This is a genomic window from Niastella sp. sgz303648 (assembly GCF_059587045.1).
The window spans coordinates 1-18,097 of sequence record NZ_JCAPSW010000011.1 but is presented as its reverse complement, the minus strand read 5'-3'; the positions used below and the strand labels follow the sequence as shown (position 1 = coordinate 18,097).

The 18,097-nt window shown below is 43.0% G+C and carries 15 protein-coding genes; 9 read left to right on the top strand and 6 right to left on the bottom strand.

The features are described from left to right. Positions 1-139: 139 nt before the first annotated feature. Complete coding sequence (locus AC59IL_RS27085; protein WP_496555357.1) at positions 140-472, bottom strand: DUF2752 domain-containing protein; 333 nt, start codon at positions 470-472, stop codon at positions 140-142. A gap of 58 nt (positions 473-530) precedes the next feature. Then, entirely contained in the window at positions 531-1,034 is a 504-nt protein-coding gene (locus tag AC59IL_RS27080; RefSeq protein ID WP_496555356.1) for a TM2 domain-containing protein, read from the bottom strand. A gap of 577 nt (positions 1,035-1,611) precedes the next feature. Here AC59IL_RS27080 and AC59IL_RS27075 point away from each other — a divergent pair. Then, entirely contained in the window at positions 1,612-2,157 is a 546-nt protein-coding gene (locus AC59IL_RS27075) for a hypothetical protein (protein WP_496555355.1), read from the top strand. A gap of 176 nt (positions 2,158-2,333) precedes the next feature. Here AC59IL_RS27075 and pruA read toward each other — a convergent pair whose 3' ends face one another. Continuing rightward, a complete protein-coding gene (pruA, locus tag AC59IL_RS27070; RefSeq protein WP_496555354.1) occupies positions 2,334-3,965 on the bottom strand; it encodes an L-glutamate gamma-semialdehyde dehydrogenase in 1,632 nt (543 codons plus the stop codon). Positions 3,966-4,176: 211 nt separating this feature from the next. Here pruA and AC59IL_RS27065 point away from each other — a divergent pair, with 211 nt between their 5' ends. From AC59IL_RS27065 to AC59IL_RS27055, 3 genes are read left to right on the top strand one after another with little or no spacing between them, the layout of a single operon-like run. Beyond that, positions 4,177-5,430, top strand: coding sequence for a hypothetical protein (locus AC59IL_RS27065; protein WP_496555353.1), 1,254 nt, complete (start codon positions 4,177-4,179; stop codon positions 5,428-5,430). A gap of 56 nt (positions 5,431-5,486) precedes the next feature. Beyond that, positions 5,487-6,758 carry a hypothetical protein gene (locus AC59IL_RS27060; RefSeq protein WP_496555352.1) on the top strand — a complete coding sequence of 424 codons (1,272 nt, stop codon included), beginning with the start codon at positions 5,487-5,489 and terminating at the stop codon, positions 6,756-6,758. A 15-nt stretch (positions 6,759-6,773) separates the two neighbouring features. Further along, entirely contained in the window at positions 6,774-7,679 is a 906-nt protein-coding gene (locus tag AC59IL_RS27055; RefSeq protein ID WP_496555351.1) for an OmpA family protein, read from the top strand. Positions 7,680-8,082: 403 nt separating this feature from the next. Here the strand turns inward: AC59IL_RS27055 and prfB are convergent. Continuing rightward, positions 8,083-9,175, bottom strand: a protein-coding gene (prfB, locus tag AC59IL_RS27050) for a peptide chain release factor 2 (protein WP_496555350.1) whose coding sequence is annotated in 2 segments (ribosomal slippage) — positions 8,083-9,114 and positions 9,116-9,175 — 1,092 coding nt in all. Because the reading frame shifts where the segments join, the coding sequence is not laid out codon by codon here. A gap of 217 nt (positions 9,176-9,392) precedes the next feature. Between prfB and AC59IL_RS27045 the strand changes: the two genes are divergently transcribed. The 3 genes from AC59IL_RS27045 (at position 9,393) to AC59IL_RS27035 (ending at position 13,270) form a co-directional block, all read left to right on the top strand. Beyond that, a complete protein-coding gene (locus AC59IL_RS27045; RefSeq protein WP_496555349.1) occupies positions 9,393-11,288 on the top strand; it encodes a hypothetical protein in 1,896 nt (631 codons plus the stop codon). Positions 11,289-11,357: 69 nt separating this feature from the next. Further along, the gene (locus tag AC59IL_RS27040; protein ID WP_496555348.1) at positions 11,358-12,185 is read left to right on the top strand and encodes a class I SAM-dependent methyltransferase; all 828 of its coding nucleotides are present in this window, start codon (positions 11,358-11,360) and stop codon (positions 12,183-12,185) included. Between the two features lie 236 nt (positions 12,186-12,421). Then, positions 12,422-13,270, top strand: coding sequence for a dienelactone hydrolase family protein (locus AC59IL_RS27035; RefSeq protein WP_496555347.1), 849 nt, complete (start codon positions 12,422-12,424; stop codon positions 13,268-13,270). Positions 13,271-13,324: 54 nt separating this feature from the next. On the opposite strand, the gene AC59IL_RS27030 is transcribed toward AC59IL_RS27035, so the two are convergent. Together AC59IL_RS27030 and AC59IL_RS27025 are read right to left on the bottom strand one after the other, a co-directional pair. Then, positions 13,325-14,710 (bottom strand): sensor histidine kinase, encoded by a 1,386-nt coding sequence (locus tag AC59IL_RS27030; RefSeq protein ID WP_496555346.1) that lies wholly within the window; start codon positions 14,708-14,710, stop codon positions 13,325-13,327. A gap of 375 nt (positions 14,711-15,085) precedes the next feature. Next, positions 15,086-16,189, bottom strand: coding sequence for a DUF695 domain-containing protein (locus AC59IL_RS27025; RefSeq protein ID WP_496555345.1), 1,104 nt, complete (start codon positions 16,187-16,189; stop codon positions 15,086-15,088). A 219-nt stretch (positions 16,190-16,408) separates the two neighbouring features. On the opposite strand from AC59IL_RS27025, the gene AC59IL_RS27020 reads away from it, so the two are divergent. Next, positions 16,409-16,834, top strand: coding sequence for a YqaE/Pmp3 family membrane protein (locus tag AC59IL_RS27020; RefSeq protein WP_496555344.1), 426 nt, complete (start codon positions 16,409-16,411; stop codon positions 16,832-16,834). Positions 16,835-17,471: 637 nt separating this feature from the next. Then, a partial coding sequence (locus tag AC59IL_RS27015; protein ID WP_496555343.1) for a reverse transcriptase domain-containing protein occupies positions 17,472-18,097 on the top strand: 626 nt, incomplete at its 3' end.

The following is an 18,097-nucleotide window of genomic DNA, read 5'->3' as shown; positions in this document are numbered from 1 at the left end:
AAGCCGGAGGTCGAAATCAGAAGTCAGAAGTTGACAGGTTGAAAAGTTGCCAGGTTAACAAGTTGAAAGGGTTGACAGGGAAACTGAGCGTGTTACCGTTTGCCGTTTCACGTTTCGCCGTTTCACGGCCCCCACTCTCCTATGCCCCCTGTACCTGTTGCTTTGCGGTAATATTTAATTTCTTAAAAATCTTCCATTCCTTAAGGCCCCATTGAATCCAAACGATACCTACGGCAGGCAGTGCAATAAACGACATCATATTATAGGCATACGCTTCTTCCCAATCGAAATGGATGAGGTGCATACAACCACGTGTAAGACCACAGGCGGGGCATTCAATGTGAGCTAATAATTGCGATAAACAAATTGATTCGCCATTATCAAAAAAAGTAGCGGGTAAAATCAATAAAATGATCGGAGTAATTATAATGAAAGCCAGTTTGGCTATAGTAAAATAGTAACGGAATTTCATAACGAAAAGGAGTAAAAAAGGTTTCGATGAAAACATCGAAACCTTTAAGTAAAATAAATTAGAAGGTAGTTTCATATTCGCCATCTTTGGGTTTCAATGTACCCATCAGAATACGAATGAAGTCAATGAGTGACCAGATACCGCATCCTCCTAAAGTAAGGAATTGTACAATACCTTGCCAGATATAACCAAGGTAAAAACGGTGAATACCCAGGCCACCAATTAAGCCGCAAAGAATAGCAGCTACGATTTGAGATTTGCCACCTGAAAAGGGAGCAGAAGAAGCAGCCACTACTTTAGAAGAAATCTTTTTGCCAAAAACTTTCAGGGCAATTTTCTCCTTAAGGGTCAGCTTGCTACCCTGCAGATCTTCTACAATGGCTTTCATCTCCTTGTAAGAAACCTTGCCATCAGCGGCAGCTTTGTCAAGCGCTAATGAAGCCTGTTGCACTTTTTCTGCAGAAGGCTTTTCAGCAGAGTTTCCTGAAGGAACAGCGGACGTGAGAATAACAAAGGAGGCAGTGAGGACCGAGAGCAAAGTCAACTTTTTCAGACTTTTCATCGTTGTAAATGATTAAAGGGTTTTGGTGCCTACTCTTAGGATTTTCAGCAATACTCCGCCTGACATTTTGGATTTCGGCGTTTTTCCATATAGGTTAAGGCATTAACAAATTTATAACAGGATCTTTGATAATCAAAATACTAAGGCAGATGAATTGCTATTTTTTTATTGTGAATTGCTAATTTTTGTTAGTCCATATGTTATAACCCGTTATTATTTTTCTTAATTCCAGAGCCCTTTGTTAAGAATCTAAGCCGAAAACATTAATTATAAAAAAATATAATATAATTAAATCATCCATTTCCCTGCCAATTTTCGACCGATTCTTTCCTGTTAGCCCCCTCCAAACATGTAAATCGCACATATTTTATTAATACTCATCTTTAATGTTGTTCATACACAACAAAAAAGGCCCTATGGGCAATATTTTATTGTATTTAATCAATAAAATATTTTTTATACGTAACACAATAATAAATAGGCATCATATACTTTACTTTTTATGTCCATACCATTACTTTTGGCCCCGTTAAAAATCTATTACAACCTGTTAGAAACTAAAAACTAAAACATGAAAATGAAAAAAGTATTATTTGCCTCGTTCTTACTGTTTAGCTCGTACGCAATGAATGCCCAGATCAACCAGGGTCAGTGGCTTGTAGGTGGTAATGCCGGCTTTGATTCAGAAAAGCAGGGTGATGCCAAATCAACCACTGTTATGGTTAGTCCTAATGTAGGTTATTTCTTTATCAACAACCTGGCCGGTGGTTTACGGGTAAACTGGTGGACCAATAAGGTAAAAGGTGCTGATGATGCCTCATCCTTCTTTTCTGTGGCTCCGTTTGCCAGGTATTACTTTTTACCGGCTGCACAAAAAATAAACGTATTTGCTGATGCGTCTTATGGTTTTGGCAAAGGCGGTTATTCAACTAAAGAAAGTTTGAATGAGCTTACTATCATGGCAGGGCCTGCCATATTTCTTTCGCCTAACACGGCACTGGAACTTGCTTTATATTATAAATCACTTGGCGGCAAATACTATGAAAATGTAGCCGGTGATAAAGAAAATCATTTTGGTTTGAATATCGGCTTCCAGGTTCACCTGGGTGGCGGTAAAAAATAAAAACACAGGCCAAAAGACATAAGCCAAAAGGCACAAGAAAAAAGGCACAGGGTACAAGAGCTATCGCATCTTACACCTTGTGCCTTATTTTTTGTATTTATTTCCTGTATGAGGTTGATCAGTTAACCAGTTAACCAGTTAACATGTTAACTGGTTAACTTACTAACTGGTTAACCCTACTCCTCCATCATAAACGGATACCGGTAATCAACCGGCGCATTAAAAGTTTCCTTGATGGTTCGGGCGCTGAGCCAGCGATACAGGTTCAGTATCGATCCGGCTTTATCGTTGGTTCCGCTGGCGCGGGCGCCACCGAAAGGCTGCTGGCCCACAACAGCACCCGTTGGCTTATCATTGATATAAAAATTACCGGCAGCATGACGCAGCTTTGCGGTGGCCTGTTCAATAGCCATTCGGTCCTGCGCTATGATAGAACCGGTTAATGCATACGGAGAGGTTTTATTTACCAGCTCCATCGTTTCTTCAAACTTTTCGGCATTGTATACATAAACGGTTAATACCGGACCGAAAATCTCTTCACACATCGTAACATACAACGGGTCTTTGGCTTCAATGACCGTAGGCTGAATAAAATACCCTTCGGTTTTGTCGCATTTGCCGCCGGCCCATAATACGGCCTTGGGATCATTCTTTGCCTTTTCGATATAAGCTTCAATTTTATCGAAGCTCTTTTCATCGATCACGGCATTTATAAAGTTTTTGAAATTCTCTACCGTACCCATGCTGAAGCTTTCGATACCTGCCACCAGCTTCTTTTTCACTTCTTCGGCCAAATTTGAGGGTATATATGCCCGTGAGGCAGCCGAACACTTCTGGCCCTGGTATTCAAAGGCGCCGCGCAATAAAGCAGTCACCAGCAGATCGGCATCGGCGCTTTTATGTGCCAGCACAAAATCTTTACCACCTGTTTCACCCACAATGCGCGGATATGATTTGTACGAAGGCATGTTCGCTCCGATGGTTTCCCACATGTTATTGAAAACACCGGTTGAACCGGTAAAATGCACGCCGGCAAAATCGGGATGGCTGAAACAAACTTTACCCAGTACTGGTCCGTCAACATAAACCAGGTTGATCACGCCATCGGGTAAACCGGCTTCTTTTAAAATGCGCATGAACATTTGCGCTGAATACACCTGTGTATGGGCCGGTTTCCAAACCACCACATTACCGCACATAGCGGCCGATGTGGGCAGGTTACCGCCGATGGCCGTAAAGTTAAACGGGGTAACAGCCAGTACAAAACCTTCGAGCGGACGATACTCCATACGGTTATGAATACCTGCGGCGCTTACGGGCTGCTGGCGATATATTTCACTGAGGAAATGCACATTGAAACGCAAAAAGTCGATGAGTTCGCAGGCGCTGTCGATTTCGGCCTGGTAGGCGTTTTTGCTTTGGCCCAACATGGTCGTTGCGTTCATGTATGGCCGGTATTTGGTAGCAATAAGGTCGGCTGCTTTTAAAAAAATATGGGCCCGGCCTTCCCAACTCATATTAGCCCAGCTTTCGCGGGCAGCCAATGCCGCTTCTATAGCCTGCTTTACATGTTTTTCTTCACCGGTATGATAGTGCCCCAGCACATGTTTAATTTCATGCGGCGGATGCATGGATGCTTTTTTATTGGTACGTACTTCTATACCACCAATATACATTGGCACATCAACAGTTTCCTGCTTTAATTCGGTCAGCACTTCCTTTAAACGTTTTCGTTCGGGCGAGCCCGGCGCATACGATAAAACAGGTTCATTTAACGGCAGTGGATAGTGAAAATAGCCCAATTCCATAATCATGTTTTGTTTGAGGCTGCGAAGGTACTTACCTGCTTCAGAATTAACAAAAACACGGATTTAGACCAAAACACTGACAAACAAATTTTTATATATCTTAATCATAATACACTTCACCAGTTATCCACAGGGTGTAAACATTTATTTTTTCGGGTTATGCAATAAATTAAATTTGGAAGATATTACCCTCAAAACGTAACCCTCTAACGTGATCATATCTGGTAAGTCAAGGCTCTCTGATAGTAGCAGGTATCATATGCCTGATCTGTCGAATATTGTCGTTAAAGACATGCGCGAATACGGCGTGGAACAGGCTGGTACCTATAAAGGTGGTGTTGAAGCCTATAAAGGCCTGCTGAACAAAATTCGCAGCGGTTCCATCCTTTCTGAACAGGATTCGCTTCGTTTACTTCCCAAAACCGAAGAGACCCGGCAAAGGATCCAGAAGCAAATCGACGCGCTGCTCGAAAAATTTTATGAAGCCCGCAGCAAAGCCGATGAAATTCACAATAGTCGTGATATTACGAAAGGACTGGTGCCTGCCAAGCAATCGGAGATCAATCTCCTTAAAAATCAATTAGATGAAATAAGCACCAATCGTATATCTACGAATCAGGCCCAATACAACACTTTCAGCCGGGGCACTTTTTTATTTTTATTGTTCCTTTTAGTTGCACTTTCGTTCTACTTGTTATACTTTTACATGAGTGTTGCTGATTTTGCGTTGAACGGTGTAGATCCATTGACCCTTTTCCAGGAAGGAAGGCTAAACATACAATTGTTACCCAGCCTTCGAAGACTGGTCTATCTTATAATTAATTACCCCCCCCTGATCGTATTCCCCACTATTTTCTTTGCTCTGGGAACATCCATTCATTTGTTCTCAGAAAAAGGTGCGCATTTTAAGAAAGTTGTTTGGGGATTGCTTAGCCTGGTTTTCATTGGTGACATTTTACTGGCTCTTCAGGTTCATTCTGCCGTTAATGAAATATTAATTAAAATGAACCGCGATGAGTTTAAATCGCTGATAGTGCCGGTATTCGCCGATTCACGGTTTTACCTGGTGCTTTTTCTCGGTTTTGGCGTATTCGCAATCTGGAGCTCGGTGTACTATCTGATGCAAATGGAATGGAACAAACGCAATCAGTTGAAACTGCGTTACAAACGTATAAGCCGTTTACAGGATGAAATTTTACAGCTTGAAGAAAAACGGATGTTATACGAGAACGAATTGCAACAGATAACACAGCGTGCCGAAGACCTGAACAAGGAAAAAGACCGGCTCGTTTTACCTGTAGATTCAATCGAAAAGAACATTAATTATTTCCGCGACGGGTGGAACGGGTATCTGGCAACCTTGTATGGCCGGGAAAAAGGTGAGGAGCAAATAAAGCTCATCAATGAAAAAACAGATGCTTATATAAAAGAATTAAAAGAGTTTCAGGAATCATACTTTAAATAAACATTCAGGAATCTTATTTAAATAATTTTTTTATAAGTTTTCTTTATCCTTGAGTTATGGCACGCTACCTCACTATTTTAATTATGTTTTGCGCCTGCGCATTCGCCGGCTGCAATGAAATCGAAGAGGCTGTGAAGGATGCAAAGAAAGATGGATCCGCACCGCCCAAAGACAATTACATTATGTTGCTTGACTTAAGCGACCGGATACTTTTCAATAACCAGCAGCAGGTTCCCAAGGACATTCAGGTTATACAGAGTATCTACGCCGCTTTTAAGTCGAAATTAAACGCCAAAGATCCTACCAGACTATACTTTACCGTAAACGATAAGCTGAAATTAATGGTGGCTCCCCAGCGCACCACAGCACCGGAAGTATATGATATGGCAGGCAATCTGCGCGTGACACTGGCTGCGGCCCAGCCCGAACAAAAGGCAAAAATGCTTGAAGAAACTGAAAAGAACTTCAGCAACCTGTTGCCTAAGTTGTACCGCAAAGCAGTGATCAGCAACAACAGCACTTCCTACGCAGGCGCCGATATCTGGAAGTATTTCAATGAAGACCTGCAGGATGACCTCGAAAAAGACGCTCAGAACACCTTATTTATTATTACCGACGGGTATATGGATTTTGAAAGTCTGCAGGGTCGCTCATCACGCAATAACCGCTACACTTCCTGCGCCCAGATCATCAATAACCTGAAAAAAGCGCCCGACTGGAACAGCCGGTTTAAAGAAGGCGATTATGGCTTATTGCCCGTTAATAAACGTTTCCCCAACTTAAAGGTGATAGTACTGGAACTGAACCCGAAAGACGAGTGGACGGGCGAATACAACCTGTTAACCACCATCTGGAGCAAGTGGTTTAACGAAATGGGCATTAAATCGTATGCCTTTATTAAAGACGATAATATTAATGAGATAAACGAGTCGATCGAAAAACTACTAAAAGTAAAATTACCATCATCTGCTAATATCAGCTCAATTTCATGGACTCCGGTTACCGATACCGATCCCGAAATTGCCAAAGCTGCGAAAAATCGCACCACGATGAGTGCAACTCCGCCCGATCCTCCATCGGTGCCTGAGGTAACCCGGGAAGTGACAAAAAGTCCTAAAACCGGAAATTCTTACAGTTCCTACAGCTCTTATGCCTACGAAGCACCCCCGGTTCATGAAAAAAAGAAAGAAATTGTTAAAGAAACAGAATATTTTCATCCAAACGCCGTTAAAAGTCAACAGGATACCGTAGGTGTCCAATTAAGAACCAATCCGAAAAAGCCAATTAGTAAACCAAAAGAGCAGGTTACCTTTGGTCCTGCTTATTAAAAAACCTTTACTCTTATGCTTCGTAGCCTATTAATCTTGGTTACCGCAGGCATGACAATGTTCATGGCCTCTTGTGCCAGCAACAGGGTCCAAAGCCTGACGAAAACCACCCAGGAAACTCTGGAACTCGTTAAGAAAGAAGCTCAGCGCGCCATCGCACTGACTGTTGAAAAAGTTAAGAATTATGAAGTGGATCCCGACATCGGTAAAGAAATCATCCACAACCTGAAAGAGGCCGAAAAGAAGATCGACACCCAATTGGCCCAGGCAGCTGTGCTTGAAAAAACCGGTAACCGGGAAGCGATCCTGAAATTCGCTGAACGTACGAATGTAATCATTCAAAGTGCGTTGACCGACCTGAAATCGCTGAATGACCTGTACGACATTTCCACGTTCTCTTCATTCGAAACCGCTACCTTCTTCCCTGCAGGTACGTTTGGTATTCCTCCTGAAAAACAGGATGAGGCCAAGAAGTCGATTGAGCCCATCGTACAGCGGATCATCAAATTCTTTGGCGACCACCCGCGGCAAAGATTTGTGGCTGTAATTGTATGTTATGGTTTTTCTGACGAAACGCCGATAGCCAAGGAATCGCCCTTGTATGCGCCGCTCCTCGCCAAAATGAAAACCAATAACCCAACCCGCCAGGAACTGAATGTTAAGTTATCTGAACTCAGGGCAAAATCAATTGCCAACCTGCTGGTTGACCTGATCAAAATAAATGAGGGTTTAATTCCGAATCCGAAACTCATCAACTACGACATCAAGTGGATGGGTAAAGGTGAAGAATTACCTTATCCTGATAGGGTTAAAGACTATAAAGCGGATGACAAACGCCGTCGTATGGTATCTTTGATCTGGAACGTATTACCTGGCTCATTGTATGCTCAGGGTCTGAGCAACGATACTGCCATGAGGTAATAAAAGAAGTATAAACACGAGTAATGCCGGATTGGTTTCTGTATTAACCGGGCAATATTAATTGGTGTATTCATATTTTGCCTGCAGACATAGTTGCAACTATGAAACTGCAGGCAAAATCCTTGTTCTGAGTTCTCAGTTTTGAGTTCTGGGTTCTCAGTGCTGAGATACACAAAACAACAAAAAGAGAGTGCTACTTTCCAAAGGGGTAGCACTCTTTTTTTTGTTTGTAGTTTATGGTTTCTGGTTCTTCCCGTTTCGGCAGTTTTTGCCGATATAAACAGGCCCAAATAAAAAAGAGCGCCTCTGCAGGCACTCCTTTTATAAAAATTAGAATGATATTATTTACACGGCTTTTCCAAAACTGAACGATAACCACAAACAACAAACCTCAAACCAGAAACTATAATTCCGCTTCTTTCTCCATCATCAGATACGCCTTTATAAATCCATCCAGCTCACCATCCATTACGGGTTGTACGTTCCCTACCTCAAAATCGGTACGATGGTCTTTGATCATTTTGTAAGGATGAAACACATAGCTGCGGATCTGGCTCCCCCACTCGATTTTCTTTTTCGAGGCATTGGTGGCATTTTTCAGCGCTTCGCGCCGGCGCAGTTCTTCTTCATACAGGCGGCTTTTAAGCATTTGAAGCGCCATTTCGCGGTTTTCGCCCTGAGTACGGGCTTTCTGGCATTCTACCACAATACCGCTGGGCAGGTGCTTTAAACGCACGGCTGTTTCAACCTTGTTTACGTTCTGTCCGCCCTTACCACCGCTTCGGTAAAACTCCCATTCCAGGTCGGCAGGGTTCACAGCCACTTCTATGCTGTCATCTACCAACGGATAGGCAAATACCGACGCAAACGACGTATGGCGGCGGGCATTGCTGTCGAACGGCGAAATACGCACCAACCGGTGCACCCCGCTCTCGGCCTTTAAAAAGCCGTAGGCAAAGGGTCCTTCGAATTGCAGAGTAGCGCTTTTAATACCGGCGCCATCACCTTCCTGCCAGTCGAGCTCGGTAACCTGCCAGCCCTGTTTTTCACCGTACATGCGGTACATGCGGGCAAGCATTTCGGCCCAGTCCTGGCTTTCGGTGCCGCCGGCGCCGCTGTTGATCTGCAATACGCCGGGCAGCTCATCTTCGGGCTGATTCAGCGTACTCTTGAACTCGGCCTCATCGATCTGCTGCAGGGCTTTTTCGTATGCCTGTTTGGTTTCATCTTCGGTGGCTTCACCGGCTTTCCAGAAATCAAACAATACAACAAAATCCTCTACGGCCGCTTTCGACTGGTCGTACAGCTTAATCCAGAACTCGTTTAACTTAATACTTTTGAGAATTTCAGTAGCCCGTTTGTTGTCGTCCCAGAAACCGGGCGAAAGGGAGAGTTGTTTTTCTTCATCGACTTTAAACTGACGGTTGTCAACGTCAAAGAAACCTCCTCAGTCCACCAAGGCGGGACCTCATATCGTTTATTTTTTCCTGTGTCATAGGGGGCAAATATAGTTGATTAGTTGAAAAGTTGTTGATTGGTTGACAAGTTGATTAGTTGACAAGTTTACGGGTTGACTTGTTTATCAGTTAACCTGCATATGTAATATTATCATCAATTAGCTTACTAACTTATTAACCTGTTAACTTTTTAACTTGTTAACCTATTAACCTGTTAACTCGTTAACCTATTAACCTTTCAACCTGCCATAACCCCATGATAACGCCTAAACGCCTGCGACACCCCTTTTTATTGGTGTTTTTTGCACTGATTGCCGGTTGGGTGAGCGCCCAGAGCATCACCTTAACAGATGGCCGTGAAACTTCGGCATGCGCCGAATGCAGCAAACTGTTACAGCAAAAGCCCAAAGAAGTATTATTTGGTATAAACGTAAACCGTGATGGAGATATTTATTTTTCCATGTCGAACAAAGACTGGTTTTACAAAATATTTACAGGTCCCCGGGATGGTATTACAACCGATCTGGTTGCCAAGGATCTGTACAACTGCACTGTTCCATTACCCGATAGCCGACGCCTGCTTAAAGGCAAATTGATACCGCCGGTTTACCTGGCCGATCTGAAAAAAAATATAAAAGATATCGGTGAAGGGCATTTTGTAATTAAAATCGGCCACGTGCCAGACTATCTTGCCCAAAAAGAACTCGAGGGAAACCTGATCATAATAAAAAATGGGGTTATTTGCTATTATACATATTTTGTAAATATTGACCGCAGTTCATGGGATCTGTTACCGATGGGATTGTATACCGATACCCTGCTGAATTATGAACCGGGTATCGATACCTCAAAGGCTAATGCCATCTTCTATACCAAAAAACTACAGTTCACTATTCCTTTTTTAAAGAACAAATCCACGTATAATACCTCCGATATAAAACCACTGTATGATTCTTTACAGCTTACCGGTTACAGCATTAAAAATATAACTATCCGTGCCTATAGTTCTGTAGAAGGATCCGAGCCGGTAAATAATATGCTGCAACGGCAACGAGCCCAATCGATCGTAAAGGCACTGCAACATTTTCAATCGCCCGAAATAAAAACAAATATCAGCACCGGAGAAAACTGGATAGAATTTTATAATGATATCGGCAGGTCGCCTTTTAATGAACTCGCCCGGCTTGGCAAACCCGAAGTGAAAGAGAAGCTGCTCGACAAAGTTTTACTTGAACAGGTAGAACCTTACCTCACCCATCACCGCAAAGCCGTAGTGACTATTTACCTGAACCGTAAAACAGGGTTTGAAAAAACAAGATCCGATTCACTGATTGTGCAGTTTAACGATGCTATTGCCCGAAGAAACATAGCAAAAGCTTCGATCATTCAGGATGCTATTTTTGAACGGGTGGCCGATGGTAAATTACCGGATGAATATATTTATAAGCTCGAAATTCCCAACGAAAAAGATTTTAGTTCCCTCAAAAATAATCAGGTAACGTACAAATTCATGCTGCATTTAACCTATGAAGAGGAAGCGCTTGAAGAATTGCGGGAAATTGAAAAACTGTCGCCCGAAAATGGCAAAGTCAAATACAATATCTGTGTATTAACTTTCAATTTATGGCGATACGACAGCAGCTTTGCACAACCGGCTTCATTTCTAAATTATATAAATGCGTTGGCCGGGTCAGGCATTAACCCCTCACTGATAAAAAGAATGCTGGTGAATTATTACATTGTTATGAGTCAGCTGTATATGCAGCGGTACGATTATGATGCCAAAGACCGCGCATTGGAATATATCCGTAACAACTACACCGCTTTACAGCTAACTGATGAAGACATGCTGGCCCTTGCCAAATATCTGTGTTATTATTCGCAAAAAAATTGGGCTGAAGCATTAATCGCAAACCGGGTGAATAAAATTGATGTAGATGAAAATCTGTTATTTTATTACATCAACATAAAGCTGTTCGATCCATACAGCTTTACCCTGCCTGATGTTAAAAAAGCAGCATTGAATGCTATAAACATAAACCGGAAAAGATTTTGCCGCTTTTTTAATTCCACAGAAAAAGGCGGCGCCAGTTTTCAGTTGCTCGACAGCGAGGCGCTCAGGAAGTTATATTGTGAAAATTGTGCGCCATGAGGCAGTAAATAAGTTAACCAGTTAACTTGTTAACTTGTCAACCGGTTAACTCGTTAACTTTCCATCTCCATGCATAGTAAAAAACCAAATATTGAAAACCATTATACCCGCAATAATCTATTTAATACCATTATGCAGGCGTTGGAAAAAGCAGGCATTCAGGGCAACAACGTTACCCGTGCTGCCATTGCTCCTGTAGATGCATTTCATGTTCGGGGCATAGAAGTATCGCGTGAGCTGGCTGTACAGGCTGTCCTGCAACCGGGCATGCGTGTATTGGATATAGGCTGCGGCCTGGGTGGTACCTGTCGCATGCTGGCCGATGAGTTTGGCTGCGAGGTAACGGGTATCGACATCACCGGTGAATATATTTATACTGCGCAGCAGTTATCGGCATTAACAGGCCTGCAACACGCAACCCGTTTTATTCAGGGCGATGCCCTTCATCTTCCTTTTACCGATCATTCATTTGATATTGTGTTAACCGAACATGTGCAAATGAACATTGCCGATAAGCCATCATTTTATGCCAGCGTGCAACGCGTGCTTGCTCCCAACGGTCGCTTTATTTACTATGATGTGCTCAGCAAAAATCATTCATCATTACATTTTCCGGTTCCCTGGGCATCCGATGCCTCGCTCAGCTTTTTAATTCCTTCGGATGAGTTGCATAAGCTGTTACAACACGCCGGTTTGCAACGCATACAGGTTACCGATGAAACCCCAAAAGGGATCGATTTTTTCAGGCACCTGCTCAATCGCATTGCACAAAAGGGATTACCAGCCGCAGGTGTTCATTTGTTAATGGGCAACGATGCTGTTGAAAAGCTAACAAACTTTCACCGCAATCTTGTTGAAAAAAAGATTGTGCTCGAAAGCGGCATTTATCTTAAATGATGGTTGAATGGTTTGATTGTTTGATGGCTATCGCCTCTATTGTTACCTGTTGCCTATATGCTGAGCCCCTCCTCCCTGAACCCTTGTACCTTGTGCCTTGTATCTTATGCCTTGTACCTTGTGTCTTGTACCTTGTACCTTGCGCCTTGTATCGTGTGCCTTGTACCACATGTCTTGTAGCTTCCGAACTTTTTCCGAACTTCATGGTTAACCATTCATTACAAAATTTCAATACCATGAAACTGTCAAACTTCTTCGGCATTTCATTTACCGCAACCGTTTTGCTGGCTGCCTGTAATAATGAATCTAATACTAAAACCAATCCCGAACCTGAGGTTAAACAGGAAGCCAGGCAACCGGGTATTAAAGAAGAAAACATTACCTACACGGGCGACAGCATAACCATGAGTGGATTTGTAGCATACGATACAGGTTCTGCCGCCAAACGCCCGGCTGTACTGATTATACACGAATGGTGGGGCCTGAACGATTATCCTAAAATGCGTGCCCGTGAACTGGCGAAACTGGGTTATATCGCCTTTGCGATGGACATGTATGGCAACGGCCAAACCGCCGATAACCCCGATGCAGCCGGTAAAATGGCGATGCAGTTTTACACCAATCCGCAAAAAGCAAAGGCACGCATCGATGCGGCCCTTGCTGCTTTAAAAAAATACAGCGAAACAGATACGGGTAAAATAGCTGCTATTGGTTATTGCTTTGGTGGCGGCATGGTGTTGAATGCAGCCCGGCTGGGCGAAAATTTTAAAGGCGTGGTAAGCTTTCACGGATCACTGATAGGTACACCGGCCAATAAAGACCTGCTGAAAGCAAAAATACTGGTATGCCATGGGGCCGACGATAAGTTTGTGAAAAAAGATGAAGTAGATCGGTTTAAGAAACAAATGGATTCAATAAAAGCAGATTATACCTTTAAAGCCTATCCCGGCGCTACACATGCCTTTACTAATCCGAATGCAACTGAAGTTGGAAAGAAATTCAATATACCCATCGCCTATAACGCTGCAGCCGATACCGCTTCGTGGAAGGATATGCAGCTATTTTTCAACACTATCTTTAAGTGATCAATCTGATTGTTTGATGGCTTGATTGTTTGATGGTTTTGTTTGCTGCGCTTTTCAATCTTCATACCGGGGTAATGTAACAGTAAAGATACTGCCTTTACCGGGCTGGCTTTGTACGGCTATGCGGCCCCCGTTCTTTTCGAGAAAATCTTTACACAGCTTTAAACCCAAACCGGTGCCGGTTTCTTCATTGGTGCCTTTGGTGGTGTAAAACATATCGCCAAAAAGCTGTTGCTGGCGTTCAGGGCTTATGCCAACGCCATCGTCCTGAACAAATATTTCAATAGCGCCTGTGTGTTCTTTGGCCCCTACAAGCACATGTCCTTTTTCGGGAGTGAATTTTATAGCATTCGATAACAGGTTTCGCAAAACCAGTTTCACCATTTCTTTATCGGCATAACAAAACACCGGCTCATTCACCTGCGCTTCAAGATGTATTTGTTTATTGCTGGCCTGCCAGTGCAATAACATCAGCACATTGCTGATCATGTATTCTATATCCACCATTTCGGGTTGCACCGCCGAGTTCTGCATTTGCGATTTGGCCCACAACAGCAGGTTCTCCATCAGGTTGGTGGTATAGTTCATTTCACTTACGATGCCGGGCAGCAATATTTTCAGATCTTCGGCCGGCAATTCGCTTGTATGCATGTTGTTGAACAGATTGCGCAATGCATACATAGGTGTTTTAAGATCGTGCGCTATTACCGAAAACAATTTGTTCTTAAGCTGATTCAATTCGGTAAGCCTGGACGTTTGCAGTTCGAGCAACTGTGCCTTTTGCGATATCTCCAGCCTTTGTTGCTCTACTTCGGTGTTGCGGCGATGCAGTTCATCTGATTTATTTTCCAGGTTCACCTGATAGCCTGTATTCTCCTGCTTTATCAGGTATAATGCGTAGAAAATAAAAGTAAGCGCGGTAAGGTGATTGAAAACGTAAAAATAATAGTTCTTTGTAACGAGCCTGAAATAATAATCATGAGGCACAATAAATCCTACATAATAACAGGCAACCGACAAAGAAAAAGCAAATATGATATGAATGATCTGTTTTAAAAAGAAAACCGATAATACGCCGTATAAAATAAAAAACAGCTCTACCCCCACATCCACTTTACCCAAATAAACAAGACTGGTGGCAAACGGATACAAACTGAAATATATCAATCGTGCATGTTCGTAATACCGTTCGTGGTTCAGCCATAGAACGATAACGCTTATGGCCAGTGGAGACCCTGCCATAAACCAGGCCAGGGGCGGCAGATGATCATTGAATAAAACAGCAATAAGGGGAACAATTATACCGGTAACAATGCCGAGGAAATTAAGCTGGTTGAAGATGCTCATTTTCCGCTTCTCATACTCCTCCATGTGAGGCGTGACCCCAATGGATTTTATGGATAACCAATAACGCAATAAATCCAGGCGCAACGTGTGCATACAGCTTGGTCGTGTTATTTCTAAGGAAATTGAACGTTTATAAAACGTAAATAATATAATATTTATTTCCGATACTCACTCTAACGAACCTCACCGCGCAACATTAAGTAAAATATCTCACTTCTCAAACTTATGAAATTTTTACGTTATACGATACTATCTGCCACTTAAAAGTTTAAACCTGCAATGAGGGCGTTTGGGTGTTTAAAGCCTTACGTGTTTTATGGTATATCGCTATAAGAGTTTGCCTGTATAGTTAACCAATTGCTAATAGCCAATTGGCGATTGACAAGGATCAATACTTTCAACGGCCCTTTGCCCTTTACCTATTGCCTGTTGCCTATTGCCTGTTGCCTGTTGCCTGTTGTCTGTTGATCAATCTTCGGTGGCTAAATTAAAATACTGCTCCATGGTACGCCAGTACTTATCTCTGCGTATAAAAAACAATATCTCCATTTCGGTTTCCTTATTTTCAACATACTGGTTTAACAGGAACGAAGTGGTTATGTATTCACTTACATAAAAGTATATGTTGCGGCAGTTATCGTAGATTTTATTGCCGGCAAAAATGGTTTTATCGTTCGGTAACAGTTTTATCATTTCTTCTTCCAGCTGCTGCAGTTCTATCATTTGCGGTTCCAGGGGAAAGCCGTCTTCATCACCGGTGAAGTTGATATTCACCTGCAGTAACCATGAGTAGGCAGGCTTCATTTCCCAATACCGGCAATCGTTGTTAATGGTGATCAGTATCAGTTTGCCATCCTTGTCTTCGGCTTCGAGAATATGATAGGTATCGGGCTTTTCAGATGGCACCGATTCATATTTTTCAATAAACTCTTTTTCGCGCCAGTTTAAATAATCGGCCAGCTTTGAAATGGGAATGGTTTCAATTTGCGCACCGGTGTCGGGCATAGGGCCGGTTTCGTAATGATCAATTTTGGTAGCGGTGTTAACCTCACCCAGTCCATTTTCGAGATAGATCATGCCCCCTGCCTGAAAATGATCTTCCAGTTCATCGGAATAATCTGAATGCGTAAGCACAATGCTTACCTCATCGGGATAATTTTCCTGAATAATGGGATAAAAGCTGGTGGTAGCGGCACTGAATTCGAGCCCATACAAATCGATGCTGATGCCTTCGAAACCCAGTGCCGGTTTATGTGCAGTGAAAACCCAATTGTTGATTACAGGCGCGGCGGCTATCAGTTCCTCTACTTTACAAAACAAGGCAATATCGCCATCGGCGGTTATGATCAGTTCGTAGCTTTCGCTGTTATAAGGACCAGCCAATGCTTTCAGCCACGGGTTAAAGGGTTGCATTTGCTGAATAAGCTCTTCAAGAAAAGACAATGCCTGATCCGAATCATTTTTTTCAAGCGCCCTGAACCGGTATTCATTGTCAGCAAACCATTGCCAGAAAGCCGTTGCGGCCGATTGCAGCTCACCCGATTGTCTGTAATATTTGCTTATACCAGCCATGGCTATTTATTTGTACAAAAATGTATATGCAATAATAATCAATTCTTTCAGGTGTTAACGGTTTTATCCTAACTGTTACAGGCAACCTGTAATAAATTGATTTACGGCATATTTTTTCAAACAATGGTAACCTGTTATGGTTATATCTGGCCTTTTAATTGCATGTAATGCAACAATCTGTAATTTTCCTCCATATATTTGTTTACCAAAATTGATAATATGAAAAAGTTCACTACCCAATTCCTGACCTTGCTGTTGATGGTATCTGTTTCGGCTTCCCCTGTAATGGCTGCTTCTATGCCTTCTGTTGACCCTGCTGCCAATACTACCAAAACCGAACCAGCTCCTGAAGCAGTGAAATCGGCCGTTGATGAATTTAAAAACCTGTCGAGGCACGATCGGAAAAACCGCATTAAAGACGCCAAACAATTATTGAAAGACTACAAGGCCGACAAACGCGCCGGACGTGATACAGAAACCGATCAGGTATTGCTGGCTATTCTGGCCATCTTATTACCACCGCTCGCTGTTTACCTGAAAGAAGGAGAAGTTAACACCAAATTCTGGATCAGCTTAATTCTTACATTATTGTTCTGGATCCCCGGTGTAATATTTGCATTGCTCGTTGTGTTTGATGCTATATAATCATCGCTAAATTATTTTTTGCAAAAGGCTGCCGTTGTTAAACGGTGGCCTTTTTTGTTGTGCGCCTGGCATGATCATAGACTTGAAGGTGCAAGTCCTTTACGGGCCCTGATAGTGGGAACCGTTAGCCAAAGGCAAGGGTGTCTTCCGCGAGGGAGAATCTGAAGGAAGCCGGCGGCAAAATCCCGGTTCGACGAACAGAAACTGCATATGAGGCAATAAGTGATGGACGAGGCTGCAACACAAGTCAAAGTCCGAAACTATCCGAGATCACGATTTGTAAATGCAGCGAACACATGGGATGAAGGTATATGATCTTACCCGGGGAGATCTGTAAAACTGCTGCCGGAGGGAGACGCGCGTCCTGAAGGAGCAATGGATTGCAGAGATGCCAATACAGGTTTTACAGAAGTCAGCTCTGGCAGTAGTAGCTGTAGCCCAAAACAGTGAAGGGCCAGACATTAGAAGCTAAGGAGTAAATCCGGAACTGGAAGCGTTACAACGAAAGCAGAAAACTTGCCTATAGGTAAGGCTATATTAAGAGCATAGGGCTGGAAGCCTGAACGTATTAATAAGCGCTGAGCAACGTTTTTGAAAGAAGGGAAGAAACAAAGTGGACAGAGAAAAAAAAATGCAGATGGAACTACTGGAATGTATACTGGATAGCCGAAACGTACGCCGGGCCTATGAACAGGTGATGGCGAACAAAGGCAGTGGCGGCGTAGATGGGATAGAAATCGAAGGATTTAAATCTCATGTACAAGCCGTATGGCCAGAGGTGAAAGCAGCAATACAGGAAGGGAAGTATCAACCATCAGCAGTAAGGAAAGTTGAGATACCGAAACCGGGAGGAGGAAGCAGGATGTTGGGCATCCCCACCTTACTGGACCGGATGATCCAACAGGCCATAGGGCAGCAGCTAATGATCATCTATGATGGAACATTTAGTAAAAGCAGCTATGGGTTCAGGGCAGGGCGCAATGCACAACAGGCATTATTACAGGCACGTGAATATGTAAATGCAGGGTACAGCCATGTAGTAGATATCGACATGGCGAAGTTCTTTGACCGGGTAAACCATGACTATCTGATGAACCTGTTAAGCGAACGGATAAAGGATAAGCGTGTATTAAAGCTGATCCACCGTTATCTGAAAGCAGGAGCAATGATAGATGGGATAACAACGGTAAACAGAGAGGGCACACCACAAGGCGGCCCAGTAGCTTTACGTACACACCCACAAACATTGAGTTTTTCAGGAAG

Coding starts and splice junctions, on each gene's coding strand:
- AC59IL_RS27085 (WP_496555357.1), bottom strand. CDS start 472: ATGAAATTCCGTTACTATTTTACTATAGCCAAACTGGCTTTCATTATA.
- AC59IL_RS27080 (WP_496555356.1), bottom strand. CDS start 1,034: ATGAAAAGTCTGAAAAAGTTGACTTTGCTCTCGGTCCTCACTGCCTCC.
- AC59IL_RS27075 (WP_496555355.1), top strand. CDS start 1,612: ATGAAAAAAGTATTATTTGCCTCGTTCTTACTGTTTAGCTCGTACGCA.
- pruA (WP_496555354.1), bottom strand. CDS start 3,965: ATGGAATTGGGCTATTTTCACTATCCACTGCCGTTAAATGAACCTGTT.
- AC59IL_RS27060 (WP_496555352.1), top strand. CDS start 5,487: ATGGCACGCTACCTCACTATTTTAATTATGTTTTGCGCCTGCGCATTC.
- AC59IL_RS27055 (WP_496555351.1), top strand. CDS start 6,774: ATGCTTCGTAGCCTATTAATCTTGGTTACCGCAGGCATGACAATGTTC.
- AC59IL_RS27045 (WP_496555349.1), top strand. CDS start 9,393: ATGATAACGCCTAAACGCCTGCGACACCCCTTTTTATTGGTGTTTTTT.
- AC59IL_RS27040 (WP_496555348.1), top strand. CDS start 11,358: ATGCATAGTAAAAAACCAAATATTGAAAACCATTATACCCGCAATAAT.
- AC59IL_RS27035 (WP_496555347.1), top strand. CDS start 12,422: ATGAAACTGTCAAACTTCTTCGGCATTTCATTTACCGCAACCGTTTTG.
- AC59IL_RS27030 (WP_496555346.1), bottom strand. CDS start 14,710: ATGCACACGTTGCGCCTGGATTTATTGCGTTATTGGTTATCCATAAAA.
- AC59IL_RS27025 (WP_496555345.1), bottom strand. CDS start 16,189: ATGGCTGGTATAAGCAAATATTACAGACAATCGGGTGAGCTGCAATCG.
- AC59IL_RS27020 (WP_496555344.1), top strand. CDS start 16,409: ATGAAAAAGTTCACTACCCAATTCCTGACCTTGCTGTTGATGGTATCT.